The 18,879-nt window shown below is 71.0% G+C and carries 13 protein-coding genes; 8 read left to right on the top strand and 5 right to left on the bottom strand.

The window, feature by feature from the left end:
* Positions 1 to 210 precede the first annotated feature (210 nt).
* Both RUR_RS00485 and RUR_RS00480 read left to right on the top strand, forming a co-directional pair.
* Entirely contained in the window at positions 211 to 2,016 is a 1,806-nt protein-coding gene (locus RUR_RS00485; protein WP_283132804.1) for a hypothetical protein, read from the top strand.
* 319 nt (positions 2,017 to 2,335) lie between these two features.
* Positions 2,336 to 2,890 carry a DUF4190 domain-containing protein gene (locus RUR_RS00480; protein WP_283132803.1) on the top strand — a complete coding sequence of 185 codons (555 nt, stop codon included), beginning with the start codon at positions 2,336 to 2,338 and terminating at the stop codon, positions 2,888 to 2,890.
* Between the two features lie 437 nt (positions 2,891 to 3,327).
* Here the strand turns inward: RUR_RS00480 and RUR_RS00475 are convergent, their stop codons facing one another.
* Complete coding sequence (locus RUR_RS00475; protein WP_283132802.1) at positions 3,328 to 4,266, bottom strand: neutral zinc metallopeptidase; 939 nt, start codon at positions 4,264 to 4,266, stop codon at positions 3,328 to 3,330.
* Positions 4,267 to 4,546: 280 nt separating this feature from the next.
* Complete coding sequence (locus RUR_RS00470; protein ID WP_283132801.1) at positions 4,547 to 5,473, bottom strand: neutral zinc metallopeptidase; 927 nt, start codon at positions 5,471 to 5,473, stop codon at positions 4,547 to 4,549.
* A 185-nt stretch (positions 5,474 to 5,658) separates the two neighbouring features.
* Here RUR_RS00470 and RUR_RS00465 point away from each other — a divergent pair, with 185 nt between their 5' ends.
* Positions 5,659 to 7,455: an asparagine synthase-related protein gene (locus RUR_RS00465; RefSeq protein WP_283132800.1), complete on the top strand. Its 1,797-nt coding sequence runs from the start codon at positions 5,659 to 5,661 to the stop codon at positions 7,453 to 7,455.
* Positions 7,456 to 7,496: 41 nt separating this feature from the next.
* Here the strand turns inward: RUR_RS00465 and RUR_RS00460 are convergent, their stop codons facing one another.
* The 3 genes from RUR_RS00460 to RUR_RS00450 all read right to left on the bottom strand — a co-directional run bounded on the left by RUR_RS00460 (position 7,497) and on the right by RUR_RS00450 (position 10,631).
* Positions 7,497 to 8,666, bottom strand: a complete 1,170-nt coding sequence (locus tag RUR_RS00460) for a hypothetical protein (RefSeq protein WP_283132799.1) — start codon at positions 8,664 to 8,666, stop codon at positions 7,497 to 7,499.
* On the bottom strand, positions 8,663 to 9,181 hold the full coding sequence (locus RUR_RS00455; protein ID WP_283132798.1) for a SigE family RNA polymerase sigma factor: 519 nt from the start codon (positions 9,179 to 9,181) through the stop codon (positions 8,663 to 8,665). Before RUR_RS00455 ends, RUR_RS00460 begins: the two co-directional genes overlap by 4 nt.
* 640 nt (positions 9,182 to 9,821) lie before the next feature.
* On the bottom strand, positions 9,822 to 10,631 hold the full coding sequence (locus tag RUR_RS00450) for a neutral zinc metallopeptidase (protein WP_283132797.1): 810 nt from the start codon (positions 10,629 to 10,631) through the stop codon (positions 9,822 to 9,824).
* A gap of 204 nt (positions 10,632 to 10,835) precedes the next feature.
* Between RUR_RS00450 and dxs the strand changes: the two genes are divergently transcribed.
* The 5 genes from dxs (at position 10,836) to RUR_RS00425 (ending at position 18,162) form a co-directional block, all read left to right on the top strand.
* Positions 10,836 to 12,734, top strand: coding sequence for a 1-deoxy-D-xylulose-5-phosphate synthase (gene dxs, locus RUR_RS00445; protein ID WP_283132811.1), 1,899 nt, complete (start codon positions 10,836 to 10,838; stop codon positions 12,732 to 12,734).
* 60 nt (positions 12,735 to 12,794) lie between these two features.
* Complete coding sequence (locus RUR_RS00440) at positions 12,795 to 14,261, top strand: amino acid permease (protein WP_283132796.1); 1,467 nt, start codon at positions 12,795 to 12,797, stop codon at positions 14,259 to 14,261.
* Between the two features lie 327 nt (positions 14,262 to 14,588).
* Complete coding sequence (locus RUR_RS00435; protein WP_428846885.1) at positions 14,589 to 15,095, top strand: (2Fe-2S)-binding protein; 507 nt, start codon at positions 14,589 to 14,591, stop codon at positions 15,093 to 15,095.
* Positions 15,092 to 16,078: an FAD binding domain-containing protein gene (locus RUR_RS00430; RefSeq protein ID WP_283132795.1), complete on the top strand. Its 987-nt coding sequence runs from the start codon at positions 15,092 to 15,094 to the stop codon at positions 16,076 to 16,078. Before RUR_RS00435 ends, RUR_RS00430 begins: the two co-directional genes overlap by 4 nt.
* The gene (locus RUR_RS00425; protein ID WP_283132794.1) at positions 16,075 to 18,162 is read left to right on the top strand and encodes a xanthine dehydrogenase family protein molybdopterin-binding subunit; all 2,088 of its coding nucleotides are present in this window, start codon (positions 16,075 to 16,077) and stop codon (positions 18,160 to 18,162) included. The genes RUR_RS00430 and RUR_RS00425 overlap by 4 nt, the downstream gene beginning before the upstream one ends.
* Positions 18,163 to 18,879: the final 717 nt, after the last annotated feature.

The following is an 18,879-nucleotide window of genomic DNA, read 5'->3' as shown; positions in this document are numbered from 1 at the left end:
GTTGCGGGGGCGTTTCGACGCGCATTCGGAGCGGCTGGCCAAGAAGGTCTACACCGAGGGGATCCCCGCGGTGACCGAAGCCGCCGGCCTGCTGAGGGCGTTCGACACCGTGGTCCACGCCACCGCCTCGTGAAGGGCCTCGACGACCTTGGCCGTTCCGCCGATTCCCACCCCCGTCCCAACGTGCCCGGACAGTCGAAGGAAATGAGTATGCGAAGAGGAAAGAACACCCTGCGAGCCGCGAGCGCACTGTTCTCGCTGCTGCTTCTCCCCTTGGCGTCGCCGGCGCAGGCCGCCGCCGGCGGCACCGCCTACGCGCCGAGCGAGGCCCGCTCGTCCACGCTGGTTCAATCCGCGGAGGGGCTCGGGTCCCTCACGGTGAAGGATCCGAAGCCCAAGAAGCCGAAGGCGGGCTCGAAGGGAAAGACCCCGTACACGCCGAACGTGTTCGATCGGAACCGGCTCCCCGCTGTCTCGGGGACACCGAAGACGACCGTACCGCCGAGGGCGCGGCTGCTCGACCGAGTCCCCGACGGTTTCCCCAAGCCTCCGCCGGTGAAGTCCGGAGCATCCCCCCAGGGCGTGACCACCGGTACGGTGACGGGAGCGCTTGAGGGGGTTGCCCTGGAGGCGGCAGGACGGCTCCGTGTCAAAGGATGGGCGGCCGACCCTGCGGCCCCTGCTCAGTCCATCCAGGTGTTTGTCATCGCCGGGACGGGGACGCGGTATTTCAGTTGGGCGAACACCCATAGGCCCAATCCCACGGTCGGCGACTGGCACGGCTTCAACTTCGACGTTCCCGTGTCGCAGACCAGAGGAGTACACCAGGCCTGCGTCAGTGCTGTGTATCAGACCAGGTACATCAGCCTCGGCTGTCTTGAGTACGACACCCGGGCGTTCGGCGTCATCGAACACCGGTATCCTCTCGTCGTCGTCGAATCGGGCGCCTACACCGTGCTCAGCGGCTGGATGATCGATCCCTACACGGCCGCGCCCGCGAGGTTCGACGTGTTCCGGGACTCGCAGGAGGTCTACCGCGACCTCGGCGCCCTGCTTCCTCGTCCGGACATCGCCGCCCGGTACCCCACCTTCGGCCCCAACCACGGCTGGGAGGTGTGGATCAAACACGACGGCGTCGAAGGCGTCCCGCATCAGCTCTGCGTGGACGCGACCTCGGGCGGGGTCGCGACGCGGCTCGGTTGTGAGACCGAGGTCTCCCTGCACGATCCGTTCGGGGGACTGGACGAGGTGCGCTGGCAAGGTGAGAACGTTCTGATCAGGGGCTGGGCGATCGACCCGGACACGCGCGCGCCGATCGACGTCGACATCCTCGCGGACGGCAAGCCGGTCAAGTCGGTGACCGCCGGCTCCCAGCGTGACGACATCGGTGCAGCCCATCCTCAATACGGAGGTCTGCACGGTTTCGAGACCACGATTCCGGCCGCGTTCGACGACCAAACGATCACCGTCAAGCCGAAGAACGTCGGCCGCGTCGGTCCACGCGACGGCAAAGTCGAATACAAGATGAAGTACGACGGATCGGCCGCGCCGTGCCGCTGCGTCGGGGAGAACTTCGAGAACGGCACCCTTGACAAGACGGCGTACTGGCCGGGCCCGAACGGCAAGATCACCTCGGACCCCTCGCAGGTGGTGTCGGGCACCTACTCCGTGTCCGCCCAGTGGCATCCCCAGCACGAATGGACGCAGTTCCTCTACACCGACAAGAACAAGCTGAAGCTGAAGCGTTCGACGACCTACACGGTGACCTACCGGTACCGGATCCTCGGCTCGGAGAACACCTCGGTGGAGAACTACTTCCTGGCCCGTACCGACACCGGGGGACTCGCCAAGGACGTGGGATGGAAGATGGAGACGGAGAAGGCCGGGTCCGGGGTGAAGATGAGGTCGGTGACGTTCACCACGGGCGCGTTCGACGACTACTACCTGATCTGGGGTCTCCACAACGGCGGCGCCATAGCGGTGGACAACATCGTGGTCAACGGTCCGGTGGGCTGACAGTCCGATGACGCGTGACCTGGCTTGGTGTCCCCGACGGCACCAAGCCGGGTCCTCGGGGAGAGTTCGGCCTCACCCGTCCGGGGACGCGTCCGCGGGGGCACGCGTGATCGCGGGCGGCGTGGAATCGGACATCCCGCGCTCACCGCTCGCCAAAGACCGAGCCCGATCGGGCCGTACACCGCCGCCGGGGGCCGACCTCCGGCGGCGGTGCCGTGTCCGTTGCTTACAGCATGAGGACAGGTCGGGCGTTTCGGTTGTCATCACTACCGAAGGTCGTTACGCTGCGCTGATTCCGATCTGAACAGGGGGCGCCGACATGACCTACGGCGAGCAGCAGGGGGGCCAGTGGCAGCAGCCCGGCGGGCACCCCGGGCAAGGTCCCGCCGGAGACCCGTACGGCCAGCAGGGCTATCCTTCGGGCGGCTATTCCCAGCCCGGGTATCAAGGCCAGCCTCCGCAGACCGATCAGTACGGCCAGCAAGGCTACCCTTCGGGCGGCTACGCCCAGCCCGGGTACCAGGGCCAGCCCCCACCGGCCGATCCCTACGGCCGGCAGGCGTACGCGCAGCCCGGGTACGGGCCGCAGTACGGCCACCAGCCGCGGGCGACCAACGGCATGGCCGTGGCCTCGCTCATCTGCGGCCTGGTCGGGCTGCTCGCCTGCGGCGTCACCAGCGTGGTCGGCGTCATCCTCGGCCACGTCTCCCTCAACCAGCTCAAGCGATCCGGTGAGGAGGGGCGCGGGATGGCCGTCGCCGGACTCGTCACGTCCTACATCGTGCTCGCGGGTTGGCTCCTCTTCGCGATCTTCTTCTTCGGGGTGTTCGGCTTCGCGTTGTTCGGCGCCTCCACCTCCTCCTACTACGGGTAGGAGCCGCTCCCTCCACGCCGGTGCGGTCGGACCGTCCCCGGCGCGGCCGGCCCGATGTGGTACGGCCGCCCGGCGGCTCGGGTTTCGCGCGATACCGCGCCGTCGGCCCGGCGACAGCCCGTACCCCGATCGGGTCGCCCGGGGTTCGACGCCCGCCTGAGCACGTGCGCCGTGTCCCGGGCGGCGGTGCCGGATCGGGCCGCGCGGGCCGTACCGGAATCGCGGCGGCGTCCTCGCGGGTACAGCTCTCCGGCGGCCCAATCGCAGGGCGCCACCCCGTCGGTCGTTTCCCGGGCCCGTCGGCGGATGTGCCCGCTGACGCGGTACGGCTTTCGGCCGCCCTCCCGTGGTCCCGCTCGATGATTCCGCATGACTTCGCTTTCGCCGTCGCGGTGGGGTGATCGCCGTAGGGCCGTACCGGAACGTCCCGGGGCGGGTCAGCCGACGCTGCGCTTGGACGCCGTCCAGGTGTTGCAGGCGGACGGGGCACCCGAGCGGTAGCCGCGGTCCAGCCAGCGGGCGATGTTGGCGCCCTTGCCGTGGTCGTTGTCCTTGTACGCCTCGTCGCCGCTCTCCCGCGTCGTCTCCAGGAGCTCCTGCCACCTCCGGTCCTCGATGGGCAGGCCGGCGCGGACGGTGCTGAGGGCGACCCCGGCCAGGCACTCGGCCTGGAGTTCGAACCGGCGGGAAAGGGCGAGTTCACCTGCCTTGGTCGGCGGGAAGGTCGCGTCGTAGTAGGCCGAGATTCCGGTGAGAAGCTGAATGTGGTGGCCGTATTCGTGGGCGACCACGCTTGCCGGGAACAGGTAACCGGGGTCCGTCAGCCAATCCTTGTCGATCAGGATGTACATCGTCCGCGAGGAACCGCAGTAGGTCCCTGCGACGTCTTTCACCCACCACCCGCAGGAACTGCGGACGGGCTTGGTCACGATCTTCAGGCTGGGGGCCCGGAATCTCTGCCCCGCCTCGCGGAACTGCCGGGCCCACGCCCGGTCCAGGCAGCCGTTGAGCCCGTGCAGGTGGCGCTTGGCCGAGGCGAGGTCACCCGCGCGGAAGGGCTCCACCCGGCATTCCACCGCAGGTAGCCTGCCCAACCGGTAGAGCGGGCCGGACACCGCCGCGGCCCGGCCGGTCGGCGGCTTGCCGGGCTTGGCCCGTCTGGCCGCGATCGGTGACGGTGCCGGCTCGGCGGCGGGCCGGGCACGGGGGAGGGTGGAGGTGGGGGTGGGGTTGCCGGTCTCGGTGGGAGCGGGCCGCCCCGTCGTGTTCCCCGCCAGGTACCGGAAGACGGAGACGGCCACGATGGCGCAGGTCAGAACAGCGATGATCACCGAGGCGCGGGACCGGCCCGGCTTCGGCGGGGGAGTGGAGGACATAGAGGCCCAAGGCTATGAAATGTCATGAAATATGGAAACAAATTAATGATCACAGTGACGCGGCGCCCCGGTGAGGGCGTCGTCGGACGGCGCCTCGGACCGTCATCCGCGGGGTGATCGACCCTGTGGGGTACGGCCGCATGGCGGCTCGGGCTGTGGGCTCGCGCCGTGCGGATCGGCCCGGCGGAGCCCGTACCCGATCAGGGTGGGCGCGGACGGTCCGCCGAAGGAGGCCCGGCCGGAGCGGGCCGCGGCGCCGTACCGGAATCGCGACCGGCGGTCAGCTCACGTTGCGCCTGGCGGCGGTCCAGGTGTTGCAGGCGGAGGGGTTCGCCGAGCGGTAACCGCGGTCCAGCCAGTGGGCGATGTTGGCGCCCTTGCCGTGGTCGCGTTCCTTGAACGCCTCGTCGCCGCTCGCCCGCATCGTCTCCAGGAGCTCCTGCCACGTCGCGTCCCCGATGGCCAGGGAGTCGCGGGCGCTGCCGAGGAAGACCCCGCCCAGGCACTCCGCCTGGAGTTCCAGCCGCCGGGAGAGGGTGAGCTCACCGGCCTTGGTCGGCGGGAAGGTCACATCGTAGTAGGACAGGATCCCGGTGAGAAGCTGGACGTGGTGGCCGTACTCATGGGCGACCAGGCTGGCCAGGAAGAGGTCGCCCGGGTCGTCGAGGATGTCCCGGTCGAGCAGGATGTAGATCGTCTGTGACTCGTCGCAGTAGATCCCCTGGGCGTCTTTCGACCACGGGCCGCAGGAGGTGCGGGCGGGCTTGGCGATGATCTTGAAGCTGGGGGCCCAGAAGTCCAGTCCGGCCCCCTCGAACTGCTTGGCCCACGCGCGCTCCAGGCACACGGCGAGCCCTTGCGCGTAGCGTCGGGCCGACGCGAGGACGCCCGCCTGGAAGGGCTTCACCCGGCAGTTTCCGGCGGACATCCCGTTGGTCCGGTAGAGCGGGCTGGACGTCGCCAGGGCCCGGCCCGTCAGCGGCCGGGCCTTCGGTCGTTTCGGCGCGGCCGGCGACGGCGAGGGCGACGGCGTCGCCTCGTCGACGGGACCGGGGGTCCGGTCGCCGGACTCGACGGTCGCGGACCGCCCGACCACGTTCTCCGCCGTGTACCGGTAGACGGTGACGGCCACGACGGCGCAGGCCAGCACGGCGATGATCACCGCGGCGAGCGGCCGGTTCGGCTTCGGCGGGGGAGTGGAGGACATAGAGGCCTAAGGCTATGAAATGTCATGGAATGAGTAAACAAAGATTAAGGCCGGGCGAATGATCGCGGGGGTGGGGACCCGGCCTGGTGCTCATTTCCCACTATTTGGCGCTTTCTTCTGCGATACGGTCACGCATTGAAGATCACGGAACCCGGTCGTCGCGCCGCGAATCGGAGGGGGCAGGGATGCGGGTGTTCCTGGCGGTGGCCGCCAAACAGCGGAACGGCGCCGCGGTGGGCCGAGCGGCGGCCGCGGCCAGGCAGGCCGTCGTCACCGCGTTTCCCGTCCCGGCAGACACCGTCGCCGCCGACGAATGGCACTCCCCGGCCGGGGACCTCGCGTTGCTCGCCTGGTCCAACGAGCGGACCTCGCCGGACATCCTCACCCGGACCCACGACGCCGCCGTCGGCCTGAACGGATACCTCGTCGACCCAGGCGAGCTGAGCGGGCTGTTCGCCGACGCCGGCCGTACCGGCGGATGCTTCGCGGCCTTCCGCGCCGACCGGACCCGGGTGACCGCCGTGACCGGGATGACCAGGGCCCACCCCGTCTACTACGCCGAGACCCCCGAACTGCACCTGGTCGGATCCCGGGCGCTCCTGGTCCACCTGGTGGCGCGGTCGGCGGACGGGCACCGCGGAGTCGAGTGGGACGAGCTCGCCCTGCAGTCCATGGTCCGCCAGGGCTATCTCCTCTCCGACGAGACCCCGTTCGCCGGGGTGTCCACGCTCCCCGCGGCCACGGAGATCTCCGTCGAGGACGGCCGGCGGACCCTCACCTCGGCCACGCTGCCGAGCGCGGTCCCGGGCGGGCAGCGGCGGAGGGGGGAGCAGGTCGCCGAGCTCGCCGAGGCGCTGATCACCGCGGTACGGCCGCTGCGGGCGGCGACGGAGCCGGTGGCGCTCGCGCTCACCGGGGGCCGGGACAGCCGGTTGATCGCCGCGACGCTGCACGCGGCCGGGGTGCCCTTCACCGCGACCACCTACGGGCTGGAGGACAACCCCGACGTGGTCCTCGCCCGCCGGGTGGCCGGCGCCCTCGGCGTCGAGCACCGCGTCATCCCCCCGGCGCGCTCCGCGGCCCGCACGGAGGTGGTCGCGCCGCACCCGCTGGACCGGGCTTTGGACGTGATCCGGGTCTGCGAGGGGATGACCTCGGCCTACGAGAGCATCGTGGACTACGGTCCGTACTCCGCCAAGCCCACGATGTCGGGGCAGAGCGGGGAGATCCTGCGCGGCGGCTACCTCAGCGGGATGGCGTCGGTGGTCCAGAGCGGCATCGAGCGGAAGGTCTCCGGCCTCTTCCTCGGCGACGACCGGCTCTTCACCGAGGAGGCGAACGCGCACGCGGCCGGCCTCGCGGCTTTCTGGCGGGAGCGGGCCGCGACCCGGGGGCCGGAGACCATGGACCACATGTACGTGATCCACCGAGTGGGCCGATGGCACGCCGCGGCCCGGGCCGGGGCGCTGCGGCGCGGCACGTCGATCACCCCGTTCCTGGACAACCGGGTGGTGGGCTCCGCGCTCGTGCTCGATCCGCTCTGGCGCCGATCCGAGGCCGTCGTGCACGCGTTGATCGCGGAGTTCTGCCCGGGGCTCATCGGGATCCCGCTGCAGGGCGGGCCGTGGCGCTTCGAGGCCGACGCCGCCAGGCGCAGCAGGCCGGGGTTGCTCCAGCGGATCCTGCGGGCACCCGAGCCGGCCGCCCCGAAGCCGCCGCCCGCGCCCGCGGGCAAGGCGTGGAGCTGGCGGACGCATCCGAATGCGGAGCTGAGCGGGATACTCCGCGACGGGGTGGTCGGCTGCGCCGCGTTGGAGAGGATCGTCCGGCCGGAGCGGGTGAAGGCGCTCTTCGCCGACGGCCCGGTTCGCAGGCCGGCGCTCGCCTGGCATCTGTACACGGTGGCCACGATGCTCACGGCCGACGTCACCGCCCCGCCGCCCCCGGCGCGGGAGTCCCTGCGCATCCCGATCCCCGGGTGAGACCCGGCCGGATCCCGCAGGAGATCTACTTTGTAAAGGGGTCAGTACCGGGCCATACCCGGCAGCACGACCGTCGCGGTGCCGGGCAGGGTGAGCAGCTCTCGCCGCCCGGTGGAGGAGAGGGAGACCCCGGTGGAGGAGAGGGAGACCGCGGTGGGGGAAAGGGAGACCAACGTCTGGGACCCCTCGGAGCCGTATTGGCCGCGGATGACCGTGTACCCGTACTCCGACGGTCCGAGCGGGGTCTCGTCGGCCATCAGCGGCATCCGCGCGAGCCGCCGGCCGCGGAGGTCGTACTGGACCACGGCGGTGCCCTCGGCGGAGTAGGTGACGGCGTAGATCCGCTCACCGCGGACCTGGATTTGGAGCCCGTGGTCCTTGTCGGAGAAGGTCTCCGACGGGGAGTGCTCCGCCTTGAGCGTGCTCCCGTTGCTGAGCGGTACCTCCTTGAACGCGACGCCCTCGGTTTGGCGGGAGAACGGTGTCTGCTCGTGGATCCTCTCGTCCAGCTCGAGGGGTGTTCCGGTGCTCAAGTACCCGTACGCCATGTAGCCGATGGTGATCTTACGGCCTGCCGGCGGGGGCAACCGATGAATGTTCGCGCCGGGGACCGACATGTCGATCATGACGTAGGAGTCGACGTCTCCGTCCCTGTGGGCCGCCAGGACCAGAAAATTCGGGTCGGCGGTCCACACCCACGGCCTGAGGACGTAGCCTGGTCGCTCGGTCACGGCATCCCTCCTGATATCGGCCGTCCCTCCGCCGATCAGGTCGAACGACCGGTAGTTCTCGCCCACCGGCATCCCGAGGTAGCGCCCGTCCGGAGAGAGCGTGAAGTTGCCGGAGGCGGGAGTCGAGTCCAGCCGGTACTGCCTTCCGTCGGCGGTGACCAGGAAGTTGGCGCAGTTCCGGCACGGACTGTAGATCAGGACGCCTCTTCCCACGGCGGTTCCGGCCGGCAGGGCCACCGCGTTACCCGGCGGCTCGATCACCCCTGGGGGTTGCAGGGCCGGTACGGCGAGGTTCGCCGGCGTGGGGGCCCGTTCGTGGAGGACGACGCCACCCACCCCGATCACGATCGCCAGAGAGGCGGCCGTGAGCCCGCGCCGGGTCCGGCGGCGGCGGAGCGCGGCGAGAGCCCGGTCGGGGTCGGCGTAGTCGCGGGCGTCTTGCTCCAGCTCCCGATAGACCCGGTTCAGTGGTGTGGTCATGAGCGCACCTCCGAGATGTCGGATTCCGCGAGTAGCCGCGGCGCGACCTTTCGCAGTCGTTTCAGGGCGTCGTGGGCGTGCCGTTTGACGGTGCCGATCGAGCAGTCCAGTTGTGCGGCGGTCTCGGCTTCGGTCAGGTCCTCGTAGAAGCGCAGGTAGAGCACGACCCGCTGCCTGGGCGCCAGGACCGCCAACGCCCGCTTCAGCAGCACCTTCCGCTCGGCCTGGGAGGCTTCGTCCGCTCCGGCGGCGGTCTCGGGGACCTCGCCGACGGTGAGGAACGTCAACCGTCTCGGCCGTCGCCAGGTGCGCATCTGGTTGAGCATGATCTTGCGGACGTACCCCTCGGGGTTGCCGTCCCTCATCGCCCGTCGCCACCGCGCGGCCGTCTTGACCAGCGTCTCCTGCAGCAGGTCCTCGGCGAGGGCGTGGTCCCCGGTGAGCAGGAACGCCGTCCGTGACAGCGCGGGCCCCCGCGCGAGCACGAACTCCCGGAACCCTTCGTGGTCCGCCACCGGCCGCTCCTTCGACGTCGTCACCCCTACAACCCATGAAGTCCTTCAAGAGGTTGAGTCGCCGACGCCGCGGATTTCGTTGTGGCCGGACGGCCATGTCGTCCCCGTTACGTGATCGTTGCGGTGTGCGTTCCTTCCGGGGTGCGCAGAGGGCAAGGATCACTGGTGGGTACGGCCTTGGGCGCGGAGCTTGGCGTGGTGATGGGGCGGGCCGTGTCTGGTCAGTGATCGTTGTGGTGTGTGTTCCTTCCGGGATGCGTAGAGTGCAACGATCATCAGGGGCCGACAGGGGGTACGGCCTTGGCGTGGGTGATGGGTTGGGGCGGGGTGGGCTGTGCCCGTTCCGGTTACGTGATCGTTGTGGTGTGTGTTCCTCCCGGGGTGCGCAGAGCGCAATGATCAGCAGGGGTCGACCGGTGGGTACGGCCTTGGGCGGCTTGAGCGCCGGGCCTGACGGGAGTGGCCGGCCCAGGCGCGTTCTGTGGGGAACACCGCAGGTTCTCGGGGCGGTTGTTTCTCGGTGGTGCCAGGGGTGGTGGGTGAGGCCGGGTCGAGGGTGTTTGTCCGACCGTGCTCGACGCCCGGATTTCGGGGTTGCGGCACGTACGGCGGTTCGGGGCGGACCTCGCGGTCGCAGGAGTCAGGCGACCTTGGACGCGGCGACGGTCCAGGTGTTGCAGGCCGTGGGGGAGGCCGCGCCGAAGCCATGGGTGAGCCAGTACGCCTGGGTGGCGCCCTTGCCGTGGTCGTTGACCGGCCAGCCCTTGTGGCCGTTCTGCCGGGTCCAGTCGACGGTGCTCTCCCACTCCAGCCGGTTGACGGGGAGGGCGGCCTCGGCCGCGCCGAGGAAGGCGCCCGCGAGGCAGTCGGCCTGGAGTTCGAACCGGCGGGACAGGGCGAGCTTGGCGGACTTGCCCACGCCGTTCTGGCGGCTCCAGTAGTAGCCCAGGATCCCGCCGAGCTCCTGGACGTGGTGGGCGTACTCGTGCGCCATGAACTGGGCCTGGCCGAGCTCGAAGGCCTCACGCACGGAGCGGGCGTCGACCCAGATGTAGATGGTGCGGCCCGCGGAGCAGTAGATCCCGGTCGCGCCTTTCGGCCACTTCCCGCACGGGGTGGCGGCGGGGCGGGTGAGGAAGCGCAGCCCGGGTTTGGCGAAGGGGAGGCCGGCGGACTTGAACTGCCGGGCCCAGGCGCGGTCCAGGCAGCGGGTGAGCGAGGTCATGAACCGCCGGTACGAGGCCGCGCTCCCTGATTTGATCTTCCCTGGCGCGCAGGCGGTGACGGCGAGGCGGCCGGTCCGGTACAGCGGGCTGGCGACGGCGGCGGCCCGGCCCGTCGGCGGCGGGGCCGCGGTGGCGGTGTTCTTCGTCTCCTCACGGGTCCGGCCGGACGCCTCCGCGTTCGCGACGGGTCCCGCCGTGAGGACGAGGGCGAGGGTCGCGACCACCGGTACAGACCGGCGAAAATGGTGAAATGCGCGCATAATGCGGCTCAGATTATGGGTGTGACAAACAACACGTAAAGGTGGGTTCAATACAGATTCAGCAGCGTTAGCCGGAGGTTTCGCGCATACCTCGAACTAGACTCACCCTGAAGCCGAGGTGGAACAGAGGGGATCGGTGTGAGCGAGCGGACGGGTGAACCCGGCGACCTGCTGGCGTCGGTGAAGGGACCGGAAGACCTCAGGCGCCTGCGCGTCGAGCAGCTACCCCGGTTGGCCGTCGAGATCCGCGACCTGCTGGTCCGTTCGGTCTCCCGCCGCGGCGGGCACCTCGGGCCGAGCCTGGGGGTCGTCGAACTGTCCATCGCGTTGCACCGGGTGTTCCACTCCCCGCGCGACCCGATCCTGTGGGACACCGGCCACCAGGCGTACGTGCACAAGATGCTCACCGGCCGCGCCGACCGCTTCGACACCCTCCGCCTGGAGGGCGGCCTGTCCGGGTATCCGAGCCAGGCCGAGTCCGAGCACGACGTCATAGAGAACTCGCACGCCTCCACCGCGCTCTCCTACGCCGACGGCATGGCCAAGGCGTTCAAACTGCGCGGCGAGCGGGACCGCAGCGTGGTAGCGGTCATCGGCGACGGGGCGCTGACCGGCGGGATGGCCTGGGAGGCGCTCAACAACATCGCCGGGGTGAAGGACCTTCCCCTGGTCATCGTGGTGAACGACAACGGCCGGTCCTACTCGCCGACGATCGGCGGCCTCGCCAGCCACCTCGCCTCGCTGCGGGTCACCCAGAACTACGAGCAGGTCCTGGACTTCCTCAAGAAGAACGTGACCCGGACGCCCATGGTCGGCCAGCCGCTCTACGGCACGCTGCACGGCATGAAGAAGGGGCTGAAGGACATCCTCGCCCCCCAGGCCATGTTCGAGGACCTCGGCCTGAAGTACGTCGGCCCGATCGACGGCCACGACGAGCAGGCGGTGGAGTCGGCGCTGCGCAAGGCCCGCAACTTCCGCGGGCCGGTCATCGTGCACGTCCTCACCCGTAAGGGCTTCGGCTACGCCGCCGCCGAAAACCACGAGGAGGACTGCTTCCACAGCCCGCAGCCCTTCGACCCGATCACCGGGGAGGAGGTGCCCAAGCCGCACGGCTGGACCAACGTGTTCAGCGAGGAGATCGTCCGGCTGGGCGCCGTCCGGCCCGACATCGTGACGATCACCGCGGCGATGCTCCACCCGGTGGGGCTGGCCCCCTTCGCCGAGGCGTTCCCCGAGCGCTGCTACGACGTCGGGATCGCCGAGCAGCACGCGCTCACCTCCGCGGCGGGCCTGGCGCTCGGCGGGCTCCACCCGGTCGTCGCCGTCTACGCGACCTTCCTCAACCGGGCCTTCGACCAGCTGCTCATGGACGTCGCCCTGCACCGGCTTCCCGTCACGGTCGTCCTGGACCGGGCCGGGGCCACCGGCGACGACGGGGCGAGCCACAACGGGATGTGGGACCTGTCGATCCTCCAGGTGATCCCCGGGCTGCGGGTGGCCGCGCCGCGGGACGCCGTACGGCTGCGGGCGCTGCTGCGGGAGGCGGTCGAGGTGACCGACGGCCCCACGGTGGTGCGTTTCGCCAAGGGCGCGACACCCCCGGAGGCGGAGGCGGTCCGGCGGCTCGGCTCCATGGACGTGCTGCGCGAGAGCGAGCCGGACGTGCTGCTCGTCGCGGTGGGGCCGATGGCCCAGGCGGCGATGGAGGCGGCGGCGCTGCTGGAGGCCCAGGGCATCGGCACGACCGTCGTCGACCCGCGCTGGGTGCAGCCGCTGGACGAGGCGCTCACGGACCTGGCCGGGACGCACAAACTGGTGGCCGTGGTGGAGGACAACGGCCGGGTGGGCGCCGTGGGGGACGCGGTGGCCCGGCTGCTGCGCGACGCCGACGTCGACGTGCCCGTCCGCACCTTCGGCCTGCCGCAGCGGTTCCTCGACCACGCCAAGCGGCCCAAAATCCTCGCGGACGCCGGGCTCACCGGCCAGGATCTGGCCCGGAGCATCACCGAGGCGGTGGCCAAGCGCTCCCAGGAACTCCAGGACGAGGACTACTCGCCCCGCTCCTGACCGTTACGAACGGCTGCTCTCCGGGAACGTCGCAGGTCGACAAGCGGATCGGGGGCGGCTGTGGGGATCTGGCGCACCAAGGCGGTGGAGCGCTCGCTCCTGGACGCCCAGAAGTCCGAGCACCGGCTTCACCGCAGCCTGTCCGCGCTCGACCTGGCGGTCTTCGGGATCGGCGTCATCGTCGGCACCGGCATCTTCGTGCTCACCGGCCGGGTCGCCAGGGAGAACGCCGGACCGGCGGTCGCGATCTCGTTCGTGATCGCCGCGGTCGTCTGCGGGCTGGCCGCGATCTGCTACGCGGAACTCGCCTCGACCGTTCCGGTCGCCGGCTCCGCCTACACCTTCAGCTACGCCACCGCGGGGGAGTTCCCGGCCTGGATCATCGGCTGGGACCTCATGCTGGAGCTCGCGCTCGGCGCGGCGGTGGTCGCGGTGGGCTGGTCGGGGTACTTCGCCAGCCTGCTGGCCACCCTCGGGGTGGAGCTGCCGGCGTCGATGGTCGGGGAGAAGGCGATCCTCAACATCCCCGCGATGGTGATCGTGGCGGTGCTCACGGCGGTGCTCACCGTCGGGGTGAAGCTGTCGGCGCGGATCAACCTGGTCATCGTGCTCGTCAAGCTCTCGGTCATCCTCCTGGTGATCGTCGCCGGGCTCTTCTTCGTGGACACGGCCAACTACACGCCGTTCGTCCCGCCCGCGCAGCCCACCCCGGCGGTCTCCGGGCTCGCGGCGCCGCTCATCCAGGTGCTCTTCGGGATCACGCCGGTCGCCTTCGGCTGGCTGGGCGTGGTCTCCGCCGCGGCGATCGTCTTCTTCGCCTACATCGGGTTCGACGTGGTGGCCACGGCGGCGGAGGAGACCAGGAATCCGCAGCGGGACCTCCCGATCGGCATCATCGTCTCCCTCGCCGCCTGCACCGCCCTGTACGTCGCGGTCTCCCTCGTGGTCGTGGGCATGCGGCCGTACCGGGAGCTGAACCCCGACGCCCCCCTGGCGGACGCGTTCCGCGCGGTCGGGCAGCCCGTCTTCGCCACGGTGATCAGCATCGGCGCGCTCGCCGGGCTCACCACCGTGGTCATGATCCTGATGATGGGGCAGAGCCGGGTGCTCTTCGCGATGAGCCGGGACGGGCTGCTCCCCGAGCGGCTCGCCCGGGTGCACCCGGAGTACCGCACGCCGTACCGGACGACCCTCCTGATCGGCACGGTGACCGCGGTGCTGGCGGGCCTGATCCCGCTGTCGGAGCTGGCCGAGCTGGTGAACATCGGCACGCTGTTCGCCTTCATGGGGGTCGCCGCCGGGGTGATCGTCCTGCGCCGGACCCGCCCCGACCTGCATCGGGCGTTCCGCACGCCGTACGTCCCCCTGCTGCCGATCCTGTCCTGCCTGGCCAGCCTCTACCTGATGCTCAACCTGCCGGTCGAGACCTGGATCCGGTTCTCGGTGTGGATGGTGATCGGCCTGTTCGTCTACCGCTGGTACGGCTACCGCCACAGCCGCCTCGCCGCCGACGAGGCCCGCGGCTGAGGCGCGTTCCCGCGAGAGTCCGGAGGGGTACGGCCTGCGGGCGGCGCTCGGCCAGGCGGGGGACGGAGGGCCCGGGCCGCGGTCGCCGTACCGGATCCACGATGTTTCGCCGGTTCCGGGACGGGGCGGCGAGGGCGGGCGGTACGGCCTGCGGGCGGCGTCCGGCCGGGGCCGTGCGCGCCGTACGGGATCGGCGTCGGACCGGAGGATCGGGTCGTCTTTCTGGGACATATCCGGGAATGGTCAAATACTCGCAGGTGGGCGATGGGTCCGGCGCCGGATGGGTAGACCTCGCCCGTGAACGACGACGAGGACCTCTCGGCACCGGTGACGATGGAGATGCGGCTCTCGGTCAACGGCATCGGGTACCCGATCACCGTGGACACCCGGGAGACGCTCCTGGACACGCTGCGCGAACGGCTCGATCTGACCGGGGCCAAGAAGGGGTGCGACCACGGGCAGTGCGGCGCGTGCACCGTCCTGGTGGACGGGCGCCGGGTGACCTCCTGCCTGACCCTTACGGTCGCCCTCGACGACCGGGAGATCACCACGGTCGAAGGACTCGCCGACGGGAGCGTCCCGCATCCGCTCCAGACGGCGTTCGTCCGCCACGACGCCCTGCAGTGCGGCTACTGCACCCCGGGGCAGCTCTGCTCGGCCGTCGGCATGCTCGCCGAGGCGCGGGCGGGCTGGCCGAGCATCGTCACCGCCGACGGCGGGTCCGTGGACGCCCGGCTCGACGAGGCGGAGATCCGCGAACGGATGAGCGGCAACCTGTGCCGCTGCGGCGCCTACGTCAACATCGTCGCCGCCATCGCCGAGGTGGCCCGATGAGACCCTTCGTCTATCGGCGCCCCGGCGACGCGCGCACGGCCCTGGCCGAGCTCGCCGCCGAGCCCGGCGCGATGTACCTGGGCGGCGGCACCAACCTGGTGGACCTGATGCGGCTGGGCGTCCTGGCACCCCGGACGCTGGTCGACGTCACCCGGGCCTGCTCGGACGCGATCGAGGTACGCCCGGACGGCGGGCTGTGGATCGGCGCGGGTGTCCGCAACGCCGACCTCGCCGCCCACCCGGCGGTCCGGCGCCGCTACCCGATGCTCGCCCAGGCACTGCTGTCCGGGGCCTCCGGCCAGATCCGCAACATGGCCACGGTCGCCGGCAACCTGCTCCAGCGCACCCGCTGCGCCTACTTCCAGGACCCCTCCAAGCCGTGCAACAAGGCCAGGCCCGGCACCGGCTGCCCGGCCCGCGCGGGGGACCACCGGAATCTGGCGATCCTCGGCTACTCCGACTTCTGCGTCGCCACCCACCCCTCCGACATGGCGGTCGCGCTCACCGCCCTCGGCGCGGTCGTCCACGTCGAGGGCGCCGCGGGGCCGTACACCGTGCGGATGCCCGGGCTGCACCGGCTGCCCGGGGACGAACCCGAGCGCGACACCGTTCTGGAGCCCGGCGACCTGATCATCGCGGTCGAGATCCCCGCCCTGCCGTACGCCGCCTGCTCCCGCTACCGCAAGGTCCGCGACCGGGCGTCGTTCGCCTTCACCGTGGTCTCGGTGGCCGCCGCGGTGGACAAGTCCGGCGGGACGATCCGCGACTGCCGGATCGCGCTCGGCGGGGTCGCGCCCGTCCCGTGGCGGGCCGAACGGGCCGAGGCGGAGCTGCGCGGCGCCCCGATCGCCGAGGCGTCGTTCCGCCGGGCCGCCGACGCCGAACTGACCGCGGCCCGGCCGCTGACCGAGAACGGGTTCAAGGTGGCACTCGTCCGCAACGTCGTGGTCCGTGCCCTGCTCGACCTCGTGGGGGTCTCGTGACCACCGTCGCCGCCCGCGCGGTCGGCACGGAGGCGGATCGGGTCGAGGGGCTGGAGAAGGTCACCGGCCGGGCCAGGTACGCCTTCGAGCACCCCATCGAGGACATGGTCTACGCGGCGCCCGTTCCGTCGGTCGTGGCCCGGGGCGAGGTGATCGCGGTCGACGTGGCGGAGGCGCTCACGTTCCCCGGGGTGATCGACGTCCTGTGGCACGGCAACGCGCCGAAACTCGAGCGCGTCGGCAACGCCGAACTCCACGTGCTCCAGTCGCCACGGGTCGCCTACCGGGGGCAGTACATCGCCGTGGTGATCGCGAAGACGCTGGAGGAGGCGCGGGAGGCGGCGCTGCGGGTCGGGGTGGAGTACGCCGTGGAACGCCACGACGTGGGGCTGCGGGCCGACCACCCCCGGCTGTACCGTCCGGAAAGGGTCAACCCCGACCTTCCCGCCGACGTCCAGCAGGGGGATCCGGACACGGCGCTGGCGGCGGCCCCGGTCACGGTGGACGCCGTCTACCGGACGCCCGCCGAGCACAACAACCCGATGGAGCCGCACGCCACGGTCGCCCGATGGGACGCCGAAGGCCTCACCCTGTACGACTCCACCCAAGGGGCGACCAGCCTCCGGGACGCCGTCGCCCCGCTGTTCGGGATCGAGCCGTCGAGCGTACGGGTGATCGCCCCGCACGTGGGCGGCGGCTTCGGGGCCAAAGGCGAGCCTCACCCGCCGGTGGTGCTCGCCGCCCTCGCCGCCCGGCGGACCGGCCGCCCGGTGAAGCTCGCGGTGACCCGGCAGCAGATGTTCTCGGTCACCGGCTACCGGACCCCGACCATCCAGCGGGTACGGCTCGGCGCCCACCCCGACGGGCATCTGACGGCGATCGTGCACGACGCGGTCGAACAGAGTTCGACGATCCACGAGTTCGCCGAGCAGACCACGACCCCCACCCGGATCATGTACGCCGCGCCGAACCGGCGGACCACCCACCGGCTGGTCCGGCTGGACGTGCCGACGCCGTCCTGGATGCGCGCCCCCGGCGAGGCCCCGGGCATGTTCGCCCTGGAGTCCGCGATGGACGAACTCGCCGCCGCCTGCGGTCTGGACCCGATCGAGCTGCGGATCCGCAACGAGCCGGAGGTCGATCCCGAGACGGGGCTCCCGTTCAGCTCACGCAACCTCGTGGCCTGCCTGCGCGACGGCGCGCGGCGCTTCGGCTGGGCGGACCGGGACCCCGCCCCGGGGGTCCGGCGGCGGGGGCGGCTTCTGATCGGGACCGGGGTCGCGGCGTCCACCTACCCCGTGTACCGCAGCGCCTGCCAGGCCACGGCCCGGGCCGAGCCAGGGGGCATTTTCACCGTGCGGATCGCCGCCGCCGACATCGGCACCGGCGCCCGTACCGTCCTGACCCAGATCGCCGCCGACGTGCTGCGCGTCCCGCTCGGCCGGGTCCGGGTGGCGATCGGGGACAGCGCGCTGCCCCGGGCCTCGCTGGCGGGCGGGTCGTCGGGCACCGCCTCCTGGGGGACGGCCGTGACCCGGGCCTGCGAGGCGCTCCGGGACGAACTCGACCGGCGCGGCGGCACCCCCTCGACCGGCGTGACGGTGAGCGTCGACACCACCGAGGAGAACGGGGAGCCGTCGCGGTTCGCCCGGCACGCCTTCGGCGCCCAGTTCGCCGAGGTGGGGGTGGACCGCGACACCGGGGAGGCCCGGGTGCGCCGCCTGCTCGGCGTCTTCGCCGTGGGCCGGGTCCTCAACCCCAAGACGGCTCGCTCCCAGTTCATCGGGGGGATGACCATGGGCCTGTCCATGGCGCTGCTGGAGGAGAGCGTGCTGGATCGGGAGTTCGGCGACTACCTCAACCACGACCTCGCCCAGTACCACGTCGCGGCCTGCGCGGACGTCCCCGCGGTGGAGGCGTACTGGGTCGAGGAGTCCGATCCGCACCTCAACCCGATGGGATCCAAGGGCATCGGGGAGATCGGCATCGTCGGCACCGCCGCCGCGGTCGCCAACGCGGTCCACCACGCCACCGGGATCCGCGTCCGCGACCTCCCGATCCGCCTCGACAAACTCCTGACCTGATCCCGGTACGGGCTGCGCCGGCGCGCCTGGCACACCCGGTTCGGCGCGGCGGGCCGTCCGTCGGCCGTACCCCGGCTCGGGGTTTCCGGTGATCGTTGTCCTGTGCGTCCCCTGCGGGGTGCGCACTCTCCAACGATCACAGGGTGCGGCTGTGGGCGGCTCGGGTTGTGGTACTCGCTCACGGCTTTCTGGTGATCGTTGTGTTGTGTGTCTCCTGCGGGGTGCGCATTCCGCAATGATCACGGGGTGTGTGTTCGGTACGGCTGAAGGTGGGGCGGGGTGTGGCGGTGGTCCGTACCGTGTCGGCTCGCGTGATCGTTGTGTTGTGCGTCCCCCGCGGGGTGCGCACTCTCCAACGATCACAGGGTGCGGCTGTGGGCGGCTCGGGTTGTGGTACTCGCTCACGGCTTTCTGGTGATCGTTGTGTTGTGTGTCTCCTGCGGGGTGCGCATTCCGCAATGATCACGGGGTTCGGCTGTGGGCGGCTCGGGGCTTTCTGGTGATCGTTGTGGTGTGTGTTCCTCTCGCGGTGCGCACAGCACAACGATCACGGCGCGGTGTTCGGTGCGGCTGTGGGTGGGGCGGGGTGTGGCGGTGGCCCGTACCGTGTCGGCTCGCGTGATCGTTGTGTTGTGCGTCCCCTGCGGGGTGCGCACACCACAATGATCACGGGGTGTTGAACTTGGTGCGGCCGTGGGTGGCGCATGGTGGGCTTGC

Source organism: Rhizohabitans arisaemae (genome assembly GCF_025996515.1).
GTDB lineage: Bacteria > Actinomycetota > Actinomycetes > Streptosporangiales > Streptosporangiaceae > Rhizohabitans > Rhizohabitans arisaemae.
The sequence above is the reverse complement of the archived record's forward strand: the minus strand, read 5'-3'. Positions and strand labels throughout refer to the sequence as shown.

Excerpts from the sequence above, each read along its gene's own strand:
- RUR_RS00485 (WP_283132804.1), top strand. The coding sequence starts at position 211 with ATGCGAAGAGGAAAGAACACCCTGCGAGCCGCGAGCGCACTGTTCTCG.
- RUR_RS00480 (WP_283132803.1), top strand. The coding sequence starts at position 2,336 with ATGACCTACGGCGAGCAGCAGGGGGGCCAGTGGCAGCAGCCCGGCGGG.
- RUR_RS00475 (WP_283132802.1), bottom strand. The coding sequence starts at position 4,266 with ATGTCCTCCACTCCCCCGCCGAAGCCGGGCCGGTCCCGCGCCTCGGTG.
- RUR_RS00470 (WP_283132801.1), bottom strand. The coding sequence starts at position 5,473 with ATGTCCTCCACTCCCCCGCCGAAGCCGAACCGGCCGCTCGCCGCGGTG.
- RUR_RS00465 (WP_283132800.1), top strand. The coding sequence starts at position 5,659 with ATGCGGGTGTTCCTGGCGGTGGCCGCCAAACAGCGGAACGGCGCCGCG.
- RUR_RS00460 (WP_283132799.1), bottom strand. The coding sequence starts at position 8,666 with ATGACCACACCACTGAACCGGGTCTATCGGGAGCTGGAGCAAGACGCC.
- RUR_RS00430 (WP_283132795.1), top strand. The coding sequence starts at position 15,092 with ATGAGACCCTTCGTCTATCGGCGCCCCGGCGACGCGCGCACGGCCCTG.